The sequence below is a fragment of the Pseudonocardia sp. ICBG601 genome (genome assembly GCF_020496245.1).
The window spans coordinates 1-21503 of sequence record NZ_JAHLJA010000152.1 but is presented as its reverse complement, the minus strand read 5'-3'; the positions used below and the strand labels follow the sequence as shown (position 1 = coordinate 21503).

Genomic DNA, 21503 nt, shown 5'->3' with positions numbered 1-21503 from the left:
AGCACATCATGAACACCGAACCCACCCCGGTGGTCAGGAGCCGGGCGCAGCGGTCCTCGGACAGCCGCGCCCGGATCCTGGACGCCGCCGTCGCCTGCCTCATCGACGGCGGCTACTCCGGATCCACGACCCTGACCATCCAGTCGGCCGCCGACGTCTCGCGTGGTCGGCTGCTGCACCACTTCCCCAGCCGGGACCGGCTGCTGGTCGCGGCGGCGCAGCACCTCGCGGTCAAACGCGTCGCCGACACCGAGGAACGCGTCCGCCGGGTGCTCGACGCCGACCAGGTCGGCCTGTTCGAACGCGCCGACCGGGTCATCGAGCTGCTGTGGGAGAGCTTCTCCGAGCCGCACTTCTGGGCGGCGGTGGAGCTGTGGACCGCGGCCCGGTCCAACTCCGAGATCGCCGAGGCGCTGCGTCCCGAGGAGAAGCGGCTCGGTGCGGCGATCCGCGCGTCGATGGCCCGCATGTTCGGCGACGAGCTGGCGGGCCGCCCGCGGTTCAAGCAGCTGCGCGACCTGCTGCTCACCTCGATGCGGGGGACCGCGCTGACCTACACCTTCGACCCGCGCGACCCCGCGGGCGACGCGATGCTGCCCCAGTGGAAGGACCTGGCGCGGGTGCTGCTCGGGCCGTGACCCGGTGACCCGGCGCCTCAGGTGCCGAAGCTCAGCCCGAACGGCGGCGTCGCGCCCTCGGCGACGACCGGCGGTGCCGGGCGCCGGACCGCGACCCGGTCGCGGCCCGCGTGCTTGGCCTCGTAGAGCGCGGCGTCCGCGGCGGCCAGCAGGCCGTCGAGGTCCGTGCCGTGGTCGGGCGTCGTCGCGACCCCGACCGACACCGACAGCCCGGTGACCGGCCCGGCGGTCGCGGTGTCGACCTGCAGCGCGCGCACGCCCCGCCGGATCCGCTCGGCGACCTCGCGGGCGCGGTCGGCCGGGCTGTCGTCGGCACGCATCCCGCCGAGCGCGACCACGAACTCCTCGCCGCCGAACCGGCCGGCCAGGTCGTGGTCGCGGACCTCGGCGGTGAGGACGTCGGCGACGGCCTGGAGCACGTCGTCGCCCGCCAGGTGGCCGTGCCGGTCGTTGACCGCCTTGAAGTGGTCGAGGTCGAGGATCAGCACCGCGGCGGCCCGGTCGGTACGCGTGTCGCGCTCCAGCATCTGACGGCTGCGCCAGCGCCAGGCCGCCGGGTTGAGCAGCCCGGTCTTGGCGTCGGTGTCGACCTGCGCCTCCAGCTGGCGCACCAGGGTGGTCTGCTCGACGACGAGCAGCGGCAGCACCGCGAGCAATGCGAACCAGGGGGAGGTGTTGGCGAGCACGACCGCGACCAGCCCGCCGATCGACAGCGTCGCCAGCTCCAGGCCGATGTCCCCGCCCAGCAGGATCGCGAGGAACCGCGAGCCCGGCGCGGTCAGCCGCAGCACCGACACGACCAGGAGCGTGTTCACCGTCGTGTAGGCGACCAGCGCGGCCAGCACCAGCGCCGCGTTCTGCGGGGTCGCCAGCGCCCCGGCCCGGCCGTCGACCAGCGCGAGCAGCCCCGCGACGGCGTGCACGGCGAGCAGCACCGTGGCCGCGCTGTAGACCTGGCGGTGCGGCGGCGTGCCGCTCGGGCGGGCCACCCGCAGGTAGAGGTGCAGGTAGATGACGGCAACGACGACCGTCGCGAGCCCCGGCGGCAGCAGCAGCGCGGCCGCGAAGGTCCACACCGAGGTCATGTTGATGTAGCGGGTCGCGGCGATCCGGCGCCGCAGACGCTCGGCGTTGACCGACAGCTCGGTGTGCACCGCGGCCACCAGCACCAGCAGCCCGCAGAGCAGCACGTCGGTCCGCACCGGCGGGTCCCCGGTGAGCAGGCCCGCGACGACCGCGGCCACCGCGGCGGTCTCCACGACCAGGACCAGCAGCAGCGGGCGCACCGGCAGGCCGAGCAGCGACCGGGCGTCCGGCGCACGACGGCGGCGCCCGGCCGGACGTGGTGCCACCGGGCCAGAGGTCACGTCGCCTGCCTGTTCGTCGGCTGCGTCAGGGGGATGGACCGAGGCTACCCGCGGGTAAGGCAAGCCTTTGCCGTTCGTGCCCCGGTGGCCGGAATCCGCGCCGAACGGCCCGGAACCGACGGCGAACGCCTCAGGTTTACGTTAAATCGTGACGGAGCGTTGTCCGTCGCTTACTCTGGCCACGTCATCACTCGATCGTGGAGCACGCCGTGCGTCCTCACGTGCGGAGCGCAACGGCGTCCGTTCCGGGACGGGGAGAAGCACTCCGGTCGAGGGGGGATCGCTCGTGCGCAACTGGGACTGGTGAACCGTCATCGGCGCCGCGCGGGACGTTCGGTCGTCCCGCGCGGCGCCGCCGTTCCGCGCCGTTCCGCGCCGTCGCGCGGCCGGGGTCGCCACCGGCCGGCGCGCTCACGCCCCGAGTGGCCGGAGAGGCCCTCTCGTCAGATCTGATGACGCGCGGACGGGGCATGCGACACCCTCGTGCGGCGGTGCGTGCACCGTTGCGCTCTGTACTCCCAATGGGTGACACCTGCGTCACGTCACGGCGCTGACCAGTGCGGACGGCCCCTCGCGGCCGGGCCCCGGCGATCACCCCCTAGGCGGGACATCCACCTTCGTGTTGCAGTTAGCCTCGCCTTATCTGAGGCGTGCCGAAGCAACGAAAGGACCGTGATGGCGAACCCCGCGAACGCGAACCCCCACTCCACCCCGGAGGTACTCGACGTGGTGGGGGTCGGGTTCGGGCCGTCGAACCTCGGCATCGCCATCGCCCTGCTCGAGCACAACGCGACGGTCCCGGCCGACGCACGGGCGAGCGCCCGCTTCGTCGAGCGCCAGGAGCGGTTCGGCTGGCACCGCGGGATGCTGCTCGAGGACGCGACCATGCAGGTCTCGCACCTCAAGGACCTGGTCACGCTGCGGAACCCGACCAGCGGCTTCTCCTTCCTGTCCTACCTCCACGACCGGGACCGGCTCGCCGACTTCATCAACTACGGCTCGTCGTTCCCGACCCGTCGCGAGTTCCACGACTACCTGGAGTGGGCCGCGGCCCGGGTGGGGGAGATCAGCGCGGCCGCCGGGTCGGCGGTGACGGTCGACTACGGCAGCGAGGTCGTCGAGATCGAGCCGGTCCGCGGCGGGAACGGCGTGGAGCTCGTCGACGTCGTCGTCCGCACCGGGGACCGGGTGGAGCGCCTGCGCGCCCGCAACGTCGTCCTCGCCTGCGGGCTCACCCCCGTCCTGCCGCGCGGGATCACCGTGGGCGGCCGCGTCTGGCACAACCGCGACCTGCTGTTCCGCACCCGCGAGCTCGCCGGGACCGAGCCGACCCGCTTCGCCGTCGTCGGCGCCGGGCAGAGCGCCGCCGAGACCGTCGAGCACCTGCACCGCACCTTCCCGACCGCCGAGGTGCACGCGGTGTTCGCCCGCTACGGCTACAGCCCCGCCGACGACACCTCCTTCGCCAACCGGATCTTCGACCCGGCCGCCGTCGACGACTTCTACACCGCGCCGGACGAGGTCAAGGACCGCATCCTCGGCTACCACGCGAACACCAACTACTCCGTGGTCGACCCGGAGCTCATCGAGGGCCTCTACCGGACCCACTACCACGAGCGGGTCGCCGGGACCGAGCGCCTGCGCTTCCGCAACGTGTCCCGGGTGGCCGACGTCGTCGACGTCGGGGACCGGGTGGAGCTGGCCGTCGAGTCGCTGATCGACGGCTCGCGCGAGGTCATCACCGCCGACGCCGTCGTCTACGCGACCGGCTACCGCCCCGCCGACCCGCTGTGGCTGCTCTCCGGCGGCCTCGACGAGGCCTGCGCCCGCGACGCCCGCGGCCGGCTCGACGTGCACCGCGACTACCGGCTCGGCACCACCGCGCTGGCCGACGGCACCGCGGTGCGGGCCGGCTTCTACCTGCAGGGACCGACCGAGCACACGCACGGCATCACCTCGACCCTGCTGTCCAACATCGCGGTCCGGTCCGGCGAGGTCGTCGCCTCGCTGACCGGCGCGCCCGTGCCGTCGACGGCGCCGACGCCCGTCGTCGTCTGAGCGCGACCCCACCCGTTCCGCCGATCCCAGGGAGAGCCATGTCCACGAACCCCTTCGACGACCCCGAGGGCAGCTTCTACGCGCTGGTCAACGACGAGGGCCAGTACTCGCTGTGGCCCGCGTTCGCCGAGGTCCCCGCCGGCTGGACGGTCGAGCACGGGCCGGCCGACAAGCCGTCGTGCCTGTCCTTCGTCGAGACGCACTGGACCGACCTGCGGCCGCGCAGCCTGCGCGAACGCGCCGCCGGCTGACCCGCCCCAGCGCCGCCCGTCCCGCACCACCACCCCAGGAGCGCCTCCCGTGACCCGCACGCTGCCGTCCCCGTCCGACCCGCGCCCGGGACCGCTGCCGGACGGTGCGCTCGCGACGTGGCCGGAGCTGTTCGCCGGGCAGGTCGCGGCCACGCCGGACGCCGTGGCGGTGCAGTGCGGCTCGGGGGAGCAGTGCGAGCAGCTGACCTACGCCGGGCTCGACGAGCGGGCGGGGCGGCTCGCGTCGGTGCTGCGCGGGCGCGGCGCGGGACCGGAGGGGCTGGTCGCGCTCGCCGTACCGCGCGGGGTGGACCTCGTCGTCGCGCAGGTGGCGATCCTGCGGGCGGGCGCGGCGTACCTGCCGGTCGACCCGGACCAGCCCCCGGCGCGGACCGCGCTGGTGCTCGACGACGCCCGCCCGGCCGTCGTGCTGAGCACGGCCGGTGTCGCCGCGGAGCTGCCGCTGCCCGACGGGACCCCGACCGTGCTGCTCGACGACGAGGCCGACCGGGCCGCGATCGCCGCCGCCCCGGTCGCCCCGGTGCCCGACGTCGACGTCCTCGGCGCCGCCTACGTCATCCACACCTCCGGCTCCACCGGGCGGCCCAAGGGCGTCGTGCTGACCCACAGCGGTGTCACCCAGCTCGTCGCCACCCAGACCGAGCGGCTCGGCGTCGGCGCGGACGACCGGATCCTCGGGTTCGCCTCGACCGGCTTCGACGTCGCGTTCTGGGAGCTGTGCATGGCACTGCTCTCCGGCGGGCGGCTGGTCGTGGTGCCCTCGGAGCTGCGGCTGCCGGTGCCCGAGCTCGCCGACTACGCCCACGAGCACGCGGTGACGGTGATGGTGCTGCCGCCCGCGCTGCTCGCCGCGCTGGGCCCGGACGTCACGCTGCCCCCGGCGACCCTGCTCGCCGGTACCGAGCGGGTGTCCCCGGAGCTGGTCGCGCGCTGGGCGCGGGGCCGGGCGATGTTCAACGCCTACGGTCCGACCGAGGTCACCGTCAACTCCACGCTGGGCCGGTGCGACCCGGCGCGAACCGGGCCGGTGGTGCCGATCGGCGTCGCCGACCCGATGACCGACGCGTACGTGCTGGGCCCCGACCTGGCCCCGGTCCCCGACGGCGAGCAGGGCGAGCTCTACCTCGGCGGCCCCGGCCTGGCCCGGGGCTACCTGAACAAGCCGGGCCTGACCGCGGAGCGGTTCGTCGCCGACCCGTTCGGGCCCGCGGGCGGGCGGCTCTACCGCACCGGCGACCTCGTGCGCGTCGACGAGCGCGGCGAGCTGGAGTTCCTGGGCCGCGTCGACGACCAGCTGAAGATCCGCGGCTACCGGATCGAGCCCGGTGAGATCGAGTCGGTGCTGCGGGCCCACCCGCACGTCGCCGAGGCCGTCGTCGGCGTGCACGAGGCCGCGCCGGGGGACCGGCGCCTCACCGCGTGGGTCGTCCCCGCGACCGCCGGGGACACCCCCGCCGACGACGGTGCCGAGCGCGTCGCCGACTGGCGCGACGTCCACGAGCTGCTCTACGCCGCCACCTCCGCCGACGACGGCGACCCCACCGGCTACGAGGGCGGCTTCGCCGGCTGGAACTCCACCTACGACGGCACCCCGATCCCGCGTGCGGACATGCGGGCCTGGCGTGACGCCACCGTCGCCCGCATCCGCGAGCTCGGCCCCGGCCGGGTCCTGGAGCTCGGCGTCGGCAACGGCCTGCTGCTCGCCGAGCTGGCCCCGGACTGTCCCCGCTACGTCGGCACCGACGTGTCCGCCGAGGCCGTCGCCGCGCTGTCGCGGTGGGTCGCGACCCGCCCCGGGCTGCGCGGGCGCGTCGAGCTGGCCCCCGCCGCCGCCCACGAGCTCGACGGCATCACCGGCCCCTTCGACACCATCGTGATCAACTCCGTCGCCCAGTACTTCCCGGGCCCCGAGTACCTGACCGACGTGCTGACCCGGGCCGCGGCACTGCTCGCCCCCGGCGGCGCGATCGTCGTCGGCGACGTCCGGCACGCCGGGCTGCTGCGCACCTTCCGCGCCGGGGTCGTCGCCGCCCGGCGGCCCGACGCCGATCCCGCCGAGCTGCGCCGCGCCCTCGACGGCGCCGTCGCCTGGGAGGGCGAGCTGCTCTGCGCGCCGCAGTTCTTCACCGCGCTGGACGGGTTCGACGCGAGCAGCATCCGGATCAAGCGGGCCCGCGCGCACGACGAGCTCTCGCGTTACCGCTACGACGTCGTGCTCCGGCCCGGCGCCGCCGCGCGGCCCGGCCCCGCGACCGACCCGCTCGTGATCGACTGGGACGGGGTCGGGGCCGACCCGGCCGCGCTCACCGACGCCCTGCGCGCCGCGCTCGCCCGTGGTGGGGCGGACGTGGTGCGTGTGGTCGGGGTCCCCGACCTGCGCTCGGCCGCCGACCGCGCCACCCGCGCCCGCATCGACGGCGAACCCGAGCCCCCCGCCGGTGCCGACCCCGAGGAGCTGCTGGCCCTCGGCGAGTCCCTCGGCCACCACGCCGAGGGCACCTGGGGACCCGGCGCGACGGTCGAGCTGCTGTTCTCCCGGCCCGGCGTCGACCCCGGGCCGCTGCACCGCGCGACCACGGACGCGATCGGCCCCGCGTTCCACCGCCCGGCCCCCTTCCGGGACGTCGACGCCCTGGTGGGCGCCCTGCGCGAGCACCTGCGCGACCGGCTCCCGGACTGGATGGTGCCCGCCGCCGTCGTCCCGCTGCCGTCGGTGCCGGTACTGGCCAACGGCAAGACCGACCGGGCCGCGCTGCCCGCCCCCGACCTGTCCGCGCAGGTCCGCGGCACCCGCCCCGGCACACCACGCGAGGCGCTGCTCTGCGACCTCGTGTCGGAGGTCCTCGGGGTGCCCGGCTTCGGCGTCGACGACGACTTCTTCGCCCTCGGCGGCGACTCGGTCCTGTCGATCCGGCTGGTCGTGCGGGCCCGCGAGTCCGGCCTGCTGGTCACCCCGCGGCAGGTCTTCACACACCGCACCGTCGCCGAGCTCGCGCCGCTCGTGACCGAGCACCACGCCGTCGCCGCGCCCACCGGGCCCGACACGACCGTCCTCGACGACGCCGCGGCCGCCGTGCTCGGCCCCGTCACCCTCGCCGGGCCGGTGTCCCCGCTGCAGGAGGGCTTCTTCTTCCACGCCGCGCTCGACCCGGCCGACACCTCCTACGTCGTGCAGGAGGTCCTCGACCTGCCCGCCGACGTCGACCCGGGCGCCCTGCGTGCTGCCCTGTCCGACCTGCTCGACCGGCACCCGCAGCTGCGTGCCGGGTTCGCCCAGCGCGCCGACGGCCGCGTCGTCCAGGGCGTCGCCGACCACGTCACGCTGCCGTGGACCGAGCACGACGTACGCGGCACCGACCCGGCCGCCGTGCTCGACGCCGAGCGGACCCGCCCCTTCGACCTCGCCCGCCCGCCGCTGCTGCGCGCCGCGCTCCTGCACGACGACGACCGCGCCCGCCTCGCCCTGACCTTCCAGCACGCCATCCTCGACGGCTGGTCGGTCGCGCTGCTGGTCACCGAGCTGGAGCAGGCCCACGCCGCCCGGGCCGCGGGCACCCCGCAGGACCCCGCTGGGCCGCGTGCCCGGGCCGGGGCGCGGCTGCGCGCCTGGTTCGCCCACCTCACCGCCCTCGACACCGACGACGCCCGGTCCGCCGCCCGCGCGGTGTGGGAAGCGGAGCTGGCAGGCGCCGAACCCGTCCGGCTGCTCGACGCCCTCCCCGCCCCGCGGACCGTCGCCGAGGGCGGGGACCGGCCGCACGCCCAGCGGGGGCTGACCCTCGACGTCGCCGCGACCGCCGCGCTGGACCGCGCCGCCCGCGCCCGCGGGGTCACCCCGTCGACGGTGCTGCACACCGCGTGGGCCCTCACCGTCGGCGCGCTCACCGGCAGCCGCGACGTGCTCGTCGGCAGCACCGTGTCCGGCCGCGACGCCGCCGTCGACGGCATCGGCGAGGCCGTCGGGCTGTTCGTCAACACCGTCCCGGTGCGGATGCGCTGGGCGCCCGGCGAGCCCCTGTCCGCGCCGCTGCGCCGCATGCAGGACGGCCGCACCGCCGTCCTCGACCACCCGCAGGTCCGGCTCGCCGAGCTGCAGCGCGGCCGCGGGGAGCTGTTCGACTCCATCGTGGTGATCGAGAACTACACCGCGGAGCAGACCGCGAACGGCCTGGTCACCGGGGTGGAGGTGCGCGACGCGGTGCACTACCCGCTGGCGCTGGTCGTGCGGCCGGGCCGGGAGACCTCCGTCGTGCTCAAGCACGACACCGCACGCGTCGACGACGCCACCGCGGGCCTGCTGCTCGAGATGTTCGAGCGCACCCTGACCGCGCTGGCCACCGGCCCGCAGCGCACCGTCGCCTCGCTGCCGCTGCGCACCCGTCCCGAGCAGGGCGTGCACGGCCCCGCCCGGGCCGCCGACCCGCGGACCCTGGCCCGCCGGGTCGCCGACGGGCTGGCCGCCGACCCCGGCCGCACCGCCGTCGTCGCACCGGACGGGACGCTCACCGCCGCCGAGCTGGACCGCCGCTCGGCCGCGCTGGCCGGGGCGCTGCGCGAGCGCGGCGCCGGACCGGGCAGCGTCGTCGGGGTCGCCGTGCCGCGCTCGACCGAGCTGATGGTCGCGCTGCTCGGCGTCGTCCGCGCCGGGGCGGCGTACCTGCCGCTGGACCCGGAGCACCCGGCGGAGCGGATCGCGTTCACCGCCGCCGACGCGGGCGTCGACACCGTGCTGGTGCCCGCGGGCACCGACCCGCTGCCCGACCTGCCCGGGGTGCGCCGGCTGGCGGTCGCCGAGCTCGCCGACGGCCCGGTGCCCGCCGCGCTGCCCGACCCGGACCCCGACGACGCCGCCTACCTGATCTACACCTCCGGCTCGACCGGGCGGCCCAAGGGCGTCGTGGTCAGCCACCGCGCCATCGGCAACCGGCTCGACTGGATGCAGGACGCGTACCCGCTCACCGCCGACGACCGGGTGCTGCAGAAGACCCCCGCCGGGTTCGACGTGTCGGTGTGGGAGTTCTTCTGGGGCCCCTCGACCGGCGCGACCGTCGTGCTCGCCGCCCCCGGCGGGCACCGCGACCCCGAGTACCTGGCGCGGCTGGTCCGCGACGAGCGGATCACCACGCTGCACTTCGTGCCCTCGATGCTGGAGGGCTTCCTCGCCGCCGAACAGGTCGTCGCCGACCCGCGGTGGGCGGCCACGCTGCGGCGGGTGTTCTGCTCCGGCGAGGCGCTGCCCGCCGCCGCGGCCCGTCGCTGGCACGCGCTGACCGGGGTGGCGCTGCACAACCTCTACGGGCCCACCGAGGCCGCCGTCGACGTCACCGCGCACACGGTGGCGCCCGACCCGGGGACCGTCGTCCCGATCGGCGTGCCGGTCGCGAACACCCGCACCCACGTCCTCGACGCCTGCCTGCGCCCGGTCCCCGACGGGGTCCCCGGCGAGCTGTACCTCGGCGGCGTGCAGCTGGCGCGGGGCTACCACGCCCGCCCCGGGCTGACCGCGGACCGCTTCGTCGCCGACCCGCTCGGCGCGCCGGGGGAGCGGCTCTACCGCACCGGCGACGTCGTGCGCCGCGTCGACGGCGAGCTGGTCTACCTCGGCCGCTCCGACGGCCAGGTGAAGATCCGCGGGCAGCGCATCGAGCCGGGCGAGGTCGAGGCCGCGCTCGCCGCGACCGACGGGGTCGGCCGCGCGGCGGTCGTCGTCCGCCGGGACGGGCCGTCCCCGGCGCTGGTCGGCTACGTCGTGCCCGCCGCCGGCGCGGCCCCCGACGGCGACGGGCTGCGCGCCGCGCTGGCCCGGGTGCTGCCCGAGGCCATGGTGCCCGCCGCGGTCGTCGTGCTGGAGCAGCTGCCGCTGACCCCCAACGGCAAGCTCGACCAGGCCGCGCTGCCCGCCCCGGGCGTCGCCGCGGGCGGGTCGGACCGGGAGCCCGCCACCGAGGTCGAACGCGTGCTGTGCGCGGCGTTCGCCGAGGTCCTGGGCCGCGACCGGGTCGGCCCCGACGACGACTTCCTCGCCCTCGGCGGGGACTCCATCACCTCGATCGCGGTGTCCTCGCGGGCCCGGCGGGCCGGCCTGGACGTCGGCCCCGGTGACGTCCTGGCCGGGCGCACCCCGGCCGCCGTCGCCGGTCGGGCCGGGGCCGCCGCCGAGCCGGTCCCGCCGCTGCCCGAGCCAGGCCCGGCCGTCCTCGCCCGGGTGCGGGAGATCGCCGGCGACGACGTCGACCGGGTCTGGCCGCTGTCCCCGCTGCAGGAGGGGCTCTACTTCCACGCCACCCTCGACGGCACCGCGGGCACCGTCACCGCCGCCGGTGACGCCTACACCGTGCAGGAGACCGTCGAGCTCGACCACGAGATCGACCTCGACCGGCTGCGCGACGCCGTCACCGCGATGCTGCGCCGCCACCCCACGCTGCGTGCCGGGTTCACCGCCGACGGCCTCGACGGGCCGGTGCAGTTCGTCGCCGCCGACCCGGCCCCGCCGGTCCGGCTGGTGCACACCGGCTCGCAGGCCGAGCGGGACCGGCTCACCGCCGCCGACCGGACCGCGCCGTTCGACCTGAGCGCCCCGCCGCTGTTCCGGATCACCGTGCTGCGCGGCGACGGCCGCGACCGGCTGCTGATCCACCGTCACCTGCTGATCTGGGACGGCTGGTCGGCCTGGCTGTTCCTGGAGGGGCTGTTCGACACCTACGCCGGGTCGCCGCCCCCGCCGCCCGGCGGCGGCTACGACGACCTGCTGGCCTGGATCGCCGCCCGCGACCCGGAGCCCGGACGGGCGGCCTGGCGGGACGCGCTCGCCGGGCTCGACGAGCCCACCCTCACCGCGCCCACCCCCGCCGCGAGCCCGCGGCGGGTCGCCGAGACCCACCTCGACCTCGACGCGGACACCTCGGCGCGGCTGCGCGAGCTGGCCCGCGCCAGCGCGGTCACCCCCAACACCGTGCTGTCCACGGTGTGGGCGCTGGCCCTGGCCGCCGGCACCGGCCGCGACGACGTCGTGTTCGGCACCTCGGTCGCCGGCCGGCCCGCGACCGTCCCCGACGTCGAGAACATCATCGGGCTGTTCCTCAACACCGTGCCCGCCCGGGTCGCCCTGCGCCCCGGCGAGACCGGCACGCAGCTGCTCGCCCGGGTGCAGGCCGAGCGGCTCGCGCTGCTGCCGCACGAGACCGTCGGGCTGGGGGAGATCCAGCAGTCCTCCGGGCACCGGACCCTGTTCGACACGCTGTTCGTCTACCGGCCCGAGGGCGGCGAGCAGCGGGTCGCCGACCTCGGCGCCCGGCACGGCATCACCGACCTGACCAGCACCGACACCACCCACTACGCGCTGACCCTCGCCGTCACCCCCGGCGAGCGGTTCCGGCTGACCCTGTCGCACACCGTCGGCGAGCCGGCCGCGGCCCGCTGGGTGGAGCGCGTGCGGCGGGTGCTGCACGGCCTGCTCGACGCCCCCGACACCCCGGTCGCGCGGATCGACGCCCTCGGCGACGACGAGCGCGCCGAGGTCGTCGCGCACCGCACCGGGCGCCGGGTCGACCTCGGCACCGCGACGATCGCCGACCTGCTCGCCGAGCGGGCGGCCCTCGCCCGCGACGACCTCGCCGTCGTCGCCGGGGACGTCCGGCTCACCTACGCCGAGCTGGACGCCGCGGTGAACCGCACCGCGCGGCTGCTGCGCGCCCGCGGCGCCGGGCCCGAGACCGTCGTCGCGCTGGGGCTGCCGCGCTCGGCCGAGACCGTCGTCGCGCTGTTCGCGGTGCTGCGCACCGGCGCCGCGTACCTGCCGCTGGAGCTGGACCACCCCGCGGCCCGGCTGGTCGAGACCCTGCGCGACGCCCGCCCGGTCGCGGTGCTCACCACGACCGCGGTCGCCCCGACGCTCGCCGGTGCGCAGGTGCCCACGGTCGCGCTGGACGACCCGGCCGTCGCGGCCGAGCGCGCCGCATTGGACCCCGGCCCGATCCCCGACGCCGAGCTGGGCTCCTTCGCCCGCGACAACCCGGCGCGGCTCGACCTGCCCGCCTACGTCATCTACACCTCCGGTTCCACCGGGCGGCCCAAGGGCGTCGTCACCCCGTACCGGGGGCTGACGAACATGCAGCTCAACCACCGCCGCGAGATCTTCGACCCGGTGGTCGCCGACGTCCGCGCCCGCCGCGGCCCCGACGCGCGGCTGCGGGTCGCGCACACCGTGTCCTTCGCGTTCGACATGAGCTGGGAGGAGCTGCTCTGGCTGGTCGAGGGGCACGAGGTGCACGTGGCCGACGAGGAGCTGCGCCGCGACGCCCACCGGCTGGTGTCCTACTGCGACACCCACGACGTCGACGTCGTCAACGTGACCCCGACCTACGCCGCGGCGCTGCTGGAGACCGGGCTGCTCGCCCGGCGCCCGATGCCGCTGGTGCTGCTCGGCGGCGAGGCCGTGTCCGACGCGGTCTGGTCGGCCCTGCGCGACGCCGACGGTGTGCTCGGCTACAACCTCTACGGCCCCACCGAGTACACGATCAACACCCTCGGCACCGGGACCGCGGACTCCGACACCCCCGCCGTCGGGACGCCGATCACCAACACCGTCGCGCACGTGCTGGACCCGTGGCTGCGCCCGGTGCCCGACGGCGTCGCCGGTGAGCTGTACATCGCCGGTGACGGTCTGGCCCGCGGCTACCTGGACCGGTTCGGGCTGACCGCGCAGCGGTTCGTCGCGGACCCGTGGAGCCCGGGCGGGCGGATGTACCGCACCGGTGACCTGGTCCGGCGCCGCCCCGGCACCGGCGGGCTGCTCGACTTCCTGGGCCGCACCGACGACCAGGTCAAGATCCGCGGGCACCGCGTCGAGCCCGGCGAGGTCACCGCCCGCCTGGACCGGCACCCGCTGGTGTCGCGCTCGGCGGTCGTGCCGGTCCCCGCACCGGACGGCGGGTCGCTCCGGCTGGTCGGCTACGTCGTCCCCGCCGCCCCCGACGAGGCCGACCGCGCGGCCACTGCCGCCGGCGCCGTCGACGAGTGGCGCGCGATCTACTCCGAGGAGTACTCCCGGATCCCGGTCGCGGTGTTCACCGAGGACTACGCCGGCTGGGACTCCTCCTATACCGGCGAGCCGATCCCGTTCGCGGAGATGGCGCAGTGGCGGGAGGCCACCGTCGACCTGGTCCGCGCGCTGCGCCCGGAGCGTGTGCTGGAGATCGGGGTCGGGACCGGGCTGCTGCTCGGCCCGCTCGCCCCCGGCTGCGCCGAGTACCGCGGCACCGACCTCGCCGAGCCGGTCATCACCGCGCTGCGCACCGCGCTCGCGACCGACCCGGACCGCTACGGCCACGTCGAGCTCGACACCCGGCCCGCCGACGACCTGTCCGGGCTGCCGCGGGGCCACTTCGACACCGTCGTGATCAACTCGGTGGTGCAGTACTTCCCCGACGCCGGCTACCTGGAGCGGGTCCTCACCGGCGCCGCGGAGCTGCTCGGCCCCGGCGGCCGGATCGTCGTCGGGGACGTGCGCCGCCCGGACACGCTGCGCGCGTTCCACACCGCGATCGCCCGGACCCGGCTCGGCGACGGCGCCGACCCCGCCGCGGTCGACGCCGCGGCGGAGCGGTCCCTGGCCCTGGAGAAGGAGCTGCTCCTCGCCCCGGCGTTCTTCGACCGGGTCGCGGCCGGCCTCGGTGCCGAGGTCGCGGTGCGCGCCAAGCGCGGCGACGCCCACAACGAGCTGACCCGGCACCGCTACGACGTCGAGCTGCACCTGCCCGGCGCCGACGTGCGCCGCGCCGACCCGGCCCGCACGCTGCGCTGGGGCACCGACATGACCTCCCTCGACGAGCTGGACCGGCTCCTCGCCGACGCCGGGGACACCGCGCTGCGCCTCACCGGCGTCCCGGACGTCCGGCTCGCCACCGAGCAGGGGAGCCCCGGCGACGGGCCGGAACCCGACGCGCTGCGTGCGCTCGCCGCCCGGCACGGCCGCGACGCCGAGCCGACCTGGTCCCCGGACGGACCCGGCCTGCTCGACGTCGTGCTGGTCGCGGCCGACCCGGCGGGCCGCCCGCTGGTCGGGCTGCACCGCGCCGGGGACCCGGCCGTCCCGGAGGCGACCGACCCGGCGGCGGCCCGGTTCGCCGCCGAGCTGGTCCCGGTCCTGCGCGAGGACCTGCGGGCGAGCCTGCCCGACCACCTCGTGCCGTCGGCGTTCGTGCTGCTCGACGAGCTGCCGCTGACCGCCAACGGCAAGCTCGACACCCGCGCGCTGCCCGTCCCCGACGCCCGCGCCGCCGCGGCGCCGTCGCGGGCCCCGGAGACCGCGACCGAGCAGGCCCTGTGCACGGTGTTCGCCGAGGTCCTCGGCCTCGACGAGGTCGGCGTGGACGACGACTTCTTCGACCTCGGCGGGCACTCGCTGCTCGCCACCCGGATCGTCGCCCGGCTGCGCACCGCGATCGGGGCGGAGGTGTCGATCCGCGACCTGTTCACCGAGCCGACCCCGGCCCGGCTCGCGGCCCGCCTCGACGCGGGAGACCCCGGCGAGGACCGCGGCGAGGGCACCGCCCGCCCCGTGCTGGCGCCGCGGCCCCGCCCGGAGCCGCTGCCGGCGTCGTCGGCGCAGCACCGGCTGTGGGTCCTCGACCGTCTCGACGCCGACGCCGGCCGGGACAGCGCCTACCATTTCCCGATCACCTTCCGGCTGGCCGGCGCCCTGGACGCCGACGCGCTGGCCGCGGCGCTGCACGACGTCACCGGGCGCCACGAGTCGCTGCGCACCCTGCTCGTCGACGACGGCGACGGCGTCCCGGTCCAGGTGGTCGTCGACGCCGCGACGGCCCGGGTGCCGTTCGTGCGCCGCACCGTCGACGCCGCCGCCACCCCGGCGGAGGTGGCGGCGGAGATCCGGCGCCCGTTCGACCTGGGCTCCGACCTGCCGCTCCGGGTGCTGCTGCTCACCGAGTCCGACACCGGCGAGCACGTGCTGGTGCTCGTGCTGCACCACGTCACCACCGACGAGTGGTCCGACCGGCCGTTCCTGGCCGACCTCGCGACCGCCTACGCGGCCCGGGCCGCGGGCCGCGCGCCCCGCCTCACCCCGCTGCCGGTGCAGTACGCCGACCACACCCTGTGGCAGCGGGAGCTGCTCGGCGACCCGGCCGACCCGTCGTCGGTCGCGGGCCGCCAGCTCGCGTTCTGGACCCGCACCCTGGCCGGGCTGCCCGAACGCCTGGACCTGCCGACCGACCGGCCCGAGCCCGCGTCCCCGACGATGGCGGGCGACGCGGTCGAGGTGCCGATCGACCCCGCGCTCGGCGCCGAGCTGCGCCGCACGGCGCGCGCCGCCGGGGCGAGCACCTTCATGCTCGCCCGGGCCGCCGTCGCGGTCCTGCTGCACCGCCTCGGCGCCGGCGACGACATCCCGCTGGGCGCCCCGGTCGCGGGCCGCTCGGACCAGGCGCTGGAGGACGTCGTCGGGTTCTTCGTCAACACCCTGGTGCTGCGCACCGACCTGTCCGGCGACCCCGGGTTCACCGAGGTCCTGGACCGGGTCCGGGCCGCCGACCTGGAGGCGTTCGCGCACGCCGACGTGCCCTTCGAGTCGGTGGTGCGCGCGGTCAACCCGGACCGCAGCGCCGACACCACCCCGCTGTTCCAGGTGATGGTGGTGCACCGGGCCGGTGGGACCGCCCGCGAGTCCGGCCTGGTCCTGCCCGGGGTCACCGTCGGCGAGCAGCCGCAGCCGCCCGCCCGCGCCCAGTTCGACCTGGTCGTCGAGTTCCGCGACGGCGGGCCGGAGGAGCCGCTGGGGGTGCGGCTGCTGTACCGCACCGAGCTGTTCGACGCCGCGACCGTGCACGCGCTGGGGGAGCGGCTGACCACGGTGCTGCGCGCCGTCGTCGCCGACCCGCGGCGCCCGGTCCGCCGGATCGACGTCGCCGCGGACGGGGAGGCCGGCCGGACCCGCCGTGCCCTCGACGGCGGCCCGGTCCCGGCCGCCCGCACGATGTGGGAGATGGTCGCCGGGTCCGTCGCCGACCGGCCCGGCGCGGTCGCCGTCGCCGACGAGCACCGCGAGCTCGACTACGCCGGGCTCGACGTCGAGACCGCCGCGCTGGCCCGCGAGCTGCGCGCCCGCGGCGTCGGCCCGGAGACCGTCGTCGGGGTCGCGGTGCCGCGGTCGGTGGAGATGATCGTCGCGGTGCTGGCGGTGCTGCGCGCCGGTGGCGCGTTCCTGCCGCTGGACCTCAACCTGCCCCCGGAACGGCTGGAGTACCTGCTCACCGACTCCGGCACCCGGCTGGTCGTGACCACCGGCGACGCCGCGGCCCTGCTGCCCGCCGTCGACGGCGTCACCCACCTCGTCCCGGCGCCGCCGGAGCCGGGCCCGGCCCCGGCCGACCCGCCCACCGACCCGGCGGGCGCCGCCTACGTCATCTACACCTCCGGCTCGACCGGACGCCCGAAGGGCGCGGTCCTGCCGCACGCCGGCATCGGCGAGCTGCTGGAGCTGGCCCGCGACCGGATGCGGCTGACCCCGGACTCCCGGGTCCTGCAGTTCTCCGCGCCCGGCTTCGACGTGCTCGTGTTCGAGCTGTGCATGGCGCTGTGCTCCGGGGCCCGGCTCGTCGTCGCCCCGGAGCGGCTGCGCGGCCGCGACGCCGACCCGGCCGAGCTGACCGGGTTCTTCGCCGAGCAGCGGCTCACGCACCTGATCCTGCCGCCGTCGCTGATCACCGCGCTGCCGCCGGAGGCGTCGCTCCCGGCCGGGTCGACGGTGCTCGCCGGGACCGAGGCCGTCCCGCCGGACCTGATCGACCGCTGGGGCGCGCACCTGGACCTGCACGTCGCCTACGGGCTCACCGAGGCCACCGTGAACTCCACGCTGTGGCACTCGCGGCCGGGCACCGCGTTCCGGTCACCGATCGGGCGCCCCGACCCGGGCGTGCGGACCTACGTCCTCGACGACGCCCTCACCCCCGTCCCGCCCGGCGTCCCCGGCGAGCTGTACGTGGCCGGGGCCGGCCTGGCCCGCGGCTACCTGGGGCGCACCGCGCTCACCGCGGACCGCTTCGTGGCCTGCCCGTTCGGGGAGCCGGGGGAGCGGATGTACCGCACCGGCGACCGCGTCCGGCTGCGCTTCGACGACGGCGCCGAGCACCCCGACCGCGAGCCGGTCCTGGAGTTCCTCGGCCGCTCCGACGACCAGGTCAAGATCCGCGGCCACCGGATCGAGCCCGGCGAGATCGAGGCCGTCCTGGCCGCGCACCCGGACGTCGCGCAGGCCGCGGTCGTCGTACGACGGCGGGGCCCGGTCACCCGGCTCGACGGCTACGTCGTCCCGGCCGGCGGCGGCACGGCGGTGCCCGACGGCCTCGCCGAGCACCTGCGCGGGCGGCTGCCCGAGCACATGGTCCCGGCGCACCTCGTCGCGCTGGACGGGCCGCTGCCGCGCACCCCGAACGGGAAGGTCGACAAGCGGGCGCTGCCCGAGCCCGCCCCGGCGCCCGGCGGCGGCCGGGAGCCCGCCGAGGGACCCGAACGCCTGCTGGCCGGGCTGGTCGCGGAGCTGCTGGCCGTGGACCGGGTCGGCGCCGACGACGACTTCTTCGCCCTCGGCGGCGACTCGATCATCGCGATCCGGCTGGTGTCCGCGGCCCGCGCGGCCGGGCTGGCGCTGACCCCGCGCCAGGTGTTCCGGCACCGCACGGTCGCCGGGCTGGCCGCCGTCGCCGGGGCGGTGGAGCGCGAGCACACCCACGACGACGGCGTCGGTCCGGTCGGGTCCACCCCGATCCTGGACTGGCTCGCCGAGGTCGACCCGCACGCGCCCGGCTACAACCAGTCGGTGCTGGTGCGCACCCCGGCCGGGCTGACCGGGCCGGTGCTGCGCCGCGCACTGGGCGCGCTGCTCGCCACGCACGGCATGCTCCGCGCCCGGCGCACCGCCGACGGCCTGGAGGTCCCGCCCGCGGTGCCCGGCCCGGTGCTGCGGGAGGTGCCGGTCGGCGCGGCGAACACCGCCGACCAGGTGCGCGAGCTGCTGGGGGAGGAGGCGCTCGCCGCGCGCGACCGGCTCGATCCCGGCTCCGGCACGATGCTGTCGGCGGTCTGGTTCGATGCCGGACCGGACGCCCCCGGACGCCTGTTGCTGGTGGTCGCGCACGTCGCCGTGGACTGGGTGTCGTGGCGGATCCTGCTCGACGACCTCGCCGCTGCCGTCGCCGCCCAGGACGCGGGGCGCGAGCCGGCGCCGCCGCCGGTCCCGGTGTCCTACCGCGCCTGGGCGTCGATGCTCGCCGCCGAGGCCGCCCGCCCGCAGCGGGTCGCCGAGACCGGCCGGTGGCGCTCGGTCCTGGCCGGACCGCGGGTGGCACTGCCGCTGGCGACGCCGTTCGACCCGGACCGCGACCGGCACGGCACCAACCGGGTGCACCCGGTGGAGCTGCCCGCGGACCTGTCGGCCGCCGTCCTCGCCGCCGGTGCGGACCGGGCACTGGCCGCCGCGCTCGGGATCGCCGTCGCCGGCCTCGCGCGTCACCACGGCGCCCCCGCCGAGGGGGTCGTGCCGCTCGCGGTGGAGGGACACGGCCGGGAGGAGGAGGCCGTCGCGGCGCGACCGGACCTGTCCCGCACCGTCGGCTGGTTCACCGCGATCCGGCCGGTCGCGGTCGACCCGCGCGGACCCGCCGGGCAGGTGCGCGACCGGCTGGTCGCCGACCTCGACGCCGAGCCCGACCACGGCCTCGGGTTCGGCCTGCTGCGCCACCTGAACCCGGACACCGCCGCGGAGCTCGCGCCGCTCCCGCTGCCCGAGATCGAGTTCAACTACCTGGGCCGGTTCGACCGGCGCGCCCCGCGCGACTGGGGCTTCGCCGAGGAGGACGACGTCCTCGACATCGCCGTCGAGCCGGACATGCGCCAGCGGTTCCCGCTGACCGTCATCGCCCGCACCGTCGACGGCGCGGACGGGCCCCGGGTGCACGCCGACCTGATCCACCCGGCCGCGGTGCTCGACGACGACGTCGTCGCCGACCTCGGACGCCGGTGGACCGCGGCGCTGCGGGAGCTGACCGGGCGGGACTGAGCGAGGACAGGAGACAGGACAGGGGGCCGGTCGCGGTGCGACCGGCCCCCTGTCGTGTGTGCGGGGCGCGCCCCGGGCTCAGCCCTGGGCGGCGGGCAGTGCCTCGAGCTCCGGCACCAGCTTGTCCAGGGCGTAGGGGAGGCTCAGCACGCTGCCGTAGCTCAGCGCGGCGGGCAGCGGCTCGGTGCGCTCGGAGCTGAGCATCCACAGCACCCGGCCCTGCTGGACGGCCGTGAGCCTGCTGAACTCCGGACGTGCCTCGATCTCGGCCTTCGCGGCCTCGGTCGGGGCGAGCACGAGCAGCTTGTCGACGTCGAACTCGCCGGCCTGCTCCGGGCTCAGCTGCGCCTCGCTCGTCCCGGCGGCGGCCCGGGTGATCGCCTCGGGGGCACGGAAGCCGAGCTGGGCCAGCAGGTCGGCCTTGATGTCGCCACCGGCGAACGCGAAGTAGTTCGGGGTGTCGTAGGAGACCGCGACGGCGGTCTGCTGCGCCCAGTCGGGGTGCGCGGCCTTGGCGTCGGCGATCTTCTTCTCGGTCGCGGCGACCAGCTCGTCGCCCTGCTTCTCGCGGCCGACGGCCTTGGTGATCTCCCGGGTCATGACCTGCCAGGACGCGGTGTAGTCCTCGAAGCCCTTGGGCTGGGCGACCGTCGGCGCGATCCGGGAGACCTGGTCGTACTGCTCCTGGGTCATGCCCGAGTACGACGCGATGATCAGGTCCGGCTTCAGCGCCGCGATCTTCTCGAGCTGGTACTCCTCGCGGACGCCGACGACCTCGGGGGTCTGCCCGGCGAAGCCCTGCTCCTGCCACAGCCACTTGTTGCCGGCCGGGGCTGGGTGAACCAGTCGACGATCCCGACCGGCGCGATCCCGACGGCGAGCAGCGCGTCCGGGTCGGTGTAGCCCAGGGTCACGACCCGCTTCGGCTCGGCGGTGATCTCGGTGGACCCGTACTTGTGCTCGACGGTCACCGGGAACGTCCCGGACGCGGCCGGGGTGGCCGGCGTCCCGTCACCGCTGCCGCCCGAGGGCGCCGAGGAGCACCCGGCGAGGACGAGGACACCGAGCAGGGCGACGAGGAGCGGGCGGAACCGTCCCCTGGACGGTGAGGCGTGAGGCATGACGTTCCTGTTCTCTCGACCCGGGACGACGGGTCCGTCGTTGCCCGGTGATCCGCTGTGGCAGTTGAGGCTTACCTAAGTCCCGGGCCAGGTCAAGAGACCCTTACCTCAGGCGCCGGTACGCCGGACGGGCTCGCCGCGCAGGCCCGTCCAGGCCTGCCACAGCTGGGCGAACCGGCCGCCGGAGGCGACCAGCTCGGCGTGCGTGCCGGTCTCCGCGGTCCGCCCGGCCTCGAGCACCAGCACGAGGTCGGCGTCGGCGACCTGACTGAGCCGGTGCGCCACGACGACGGCCGTGCGACCCGCCAGCGCGGCGTCGGCGGCGCGCTCCAGCTCCGCCGCGCCGGCGCTGCCGGCCTCGGCGGTCGCCTCGTCGAGGATCACCACCGGCGGGTCGGCCAGCACCAGCCGGGCCAGCGCGAGCTGCTGGGACTGCACCACGGTCAGGGCGTGCCCGGTGTCCCCGACGACGGTCTCCAGCCCGTCGGGCAGCCGGTCCACCCAGGGCGCCGCGCCGACCGTGGCCAGGGCGGCGCGCAGGTCGTCGTCGGTGGCGTCCGGGCGGGCCAGGCGCAGGTCCTCGGCGAGCGGCCCGGCGAACACGTGCACCTCCTGGGTCACCAGGACGACCGGCGCCCGCCCGCCGCGGTGGTCGATGCGCTCCAGCGGCACGCCGCCGATCTCGACGACCCCGGCGTCCGGGGTGTGCATCCCGGCGACGAGCTTGGCCAGCGTGGACTTGCCCGCACCGCTGGTGCCGACCAGCGCGACCCGGGTGCCGGGGGCGAGGTCGAGGTCCACCCCGGACAGCGCCGGGTGGCCGTCGACGTAGGAGTGGGTCAGGCCGCGCACCCGCACCCGGGCGTCGGCGGGCACGGCCGGGTCCGCCGGCGGGGCGGGCGGGTCGATCTCGGCGACGCGACGATGCGCCGCAGCCCGGCGACCGCGGACGGGCGGCGTCGAGCTGGAACAGC

8 protein-coding genes are annotated in these 21503 nt (G+C 76.6%); 4 read left to right on the top strand and 4 right to left on the bottom strand.

What is annotated here, in order from left to right; genetic code table 11:
- Positions 1–8: 8 nt before the first annotated feature.
- Positions 9–638 (top strand): TetR/AcrR family transcriptional regulator, encoded by a 630-nt coding sequence (locus KPL57_RS50410; protein WP_179762537.1) that lies wholly within the window; start codon positions 9–11, stop codon positions 636–638.
- 17 nt (positions 639–655) lie between these two features.
- Here KPL57_RS50410 and KPL57_RS50405 read toward each other — a convergent pair whose 3' ends face one another.
- A complete protein-coding gene (locus tag KPL57_RS50405) occupies positions 656–1990 on the bottom strand; it encodes a GGDEF domain-containing protein (RefSeq protein ID WP_226357537.1) in 1335 nt (444 codons plus the stop codon).
- Positions 1991–2680: 690 nt separating this feature from the next.
- Here KPL57_RS50405 and KPL57_RS50400 point away from each other — a divergent pair.
- From KPL57_RS50400 to KPL57_RS50390, 3 genes are read left to right on the top strand one after another with little or no spacing between them, the layout of a single operon-like run.
- A complete protein-coding gene (locus KPL57_RS50400) occupies positions 2681–4063 on the top strand; it encodes a lysine N(6)-hydroxylase/L-ornithine N(5)-oxygenase family protein (RefSeq protein ID WP_226357536.1) in 1383 nt (460 codons plus the stop codon).
- Positions 4064–4101: 38 nt separating this feature from the next.
- Positions 4102–4314, top strand: coding sequence for an MbtH family protein (locus KPL57_RS50395; RefSeq protein ID WP_062395825.1), 213 nt, complete (start codon positions 4102–4104; stop codon positions 4312–4314).
- Between the two features lie 49 nt (positions 4315–4363).
- Positions 4364–19408: a non-ribosomal peptide synthetase gene (locus KPL57_RS50390; protein WP_226357535.1), complete on the top strand. Its 15045-nt coding sequence runs from the start codon at positions 4364–4366 to the stop codon at positions 19406–19408.
- A gap of 78 nt (positions 19409–19486) precedes the next feature.
- Here KPL57_RS50390 and KPL57_RS50385 read toward each other — a convergent pair whose 3' ends face one another.
- From KPL57_RS50385 to KPL57_RS50375, 3 genes are all read right to left on the bottom strand, one after another.
- Positions 19487–20221, bottom strand: a complete 735-nt coding sequence (locus tag KPL57_RS50385) for an ABC transporter substrate-binding protein (RefSeq protein ID WP_226358024.1) — start codon at positions 20219–20221, stop codon at positions 19487–19489.
- The gene (locus KPL57_RS50380) at positions 20134–20529 is read right to left on the bottom strand and encodes a hypothetical protein (RefSeq protein ID WP_226357534.1); all 396 of its coding nucleotides are present in this window, start codon (positions 20527–20529) and stop codon (positions 20134–20136) included. The genes KPL57_RS50385 and KPL57_RS50380 overlap by 88 nt, the downstream gene beginning before the upstream one ends.
- A 108-nt stretch (positions 20530–20637) precedes the next feature.
- Positions 20638–21503, bottom strand: an 866-nt coding sequence (locus KPL57_RS50375) for an ABC transporter ATP-binding protein (protein ID WP_226357533.1), incomplete at its 5' end; no start/stop codon positions are given.

Bases quoted from the DNA above. Each gene is read 5' to 3' on its own strand.
- KPL57_RS50410 (WP_179762537.1), top strand. From the start codon at position 9: ATGAACACCGAACCCACCCCGGTGGTCAGGAGCCGGGCGCAGCGGTCC.
- KPL57_RS50400 (WP_226357536.1), top strand. From the start codon at position 2,681: ATGGCGAACCCCGCGAACGCGAACCCCCACTCCACCCCGGAGGTACTC.
- KPL57_RS50395 (WP_062395825.1), top strand. From the start codon at position 4,102: ATGTCCACGAACCCCTTCGACGACCCCGAGGGCAGCTTCTACGCGCTG.
- KPL57_RS50380 (WP_226357534.1), bottom strand. From the start codon at position 20,529: ATGCCTCACGCCTCACCGTCCAGGGGACGGTTCCGCCCGCTCCTCGTC.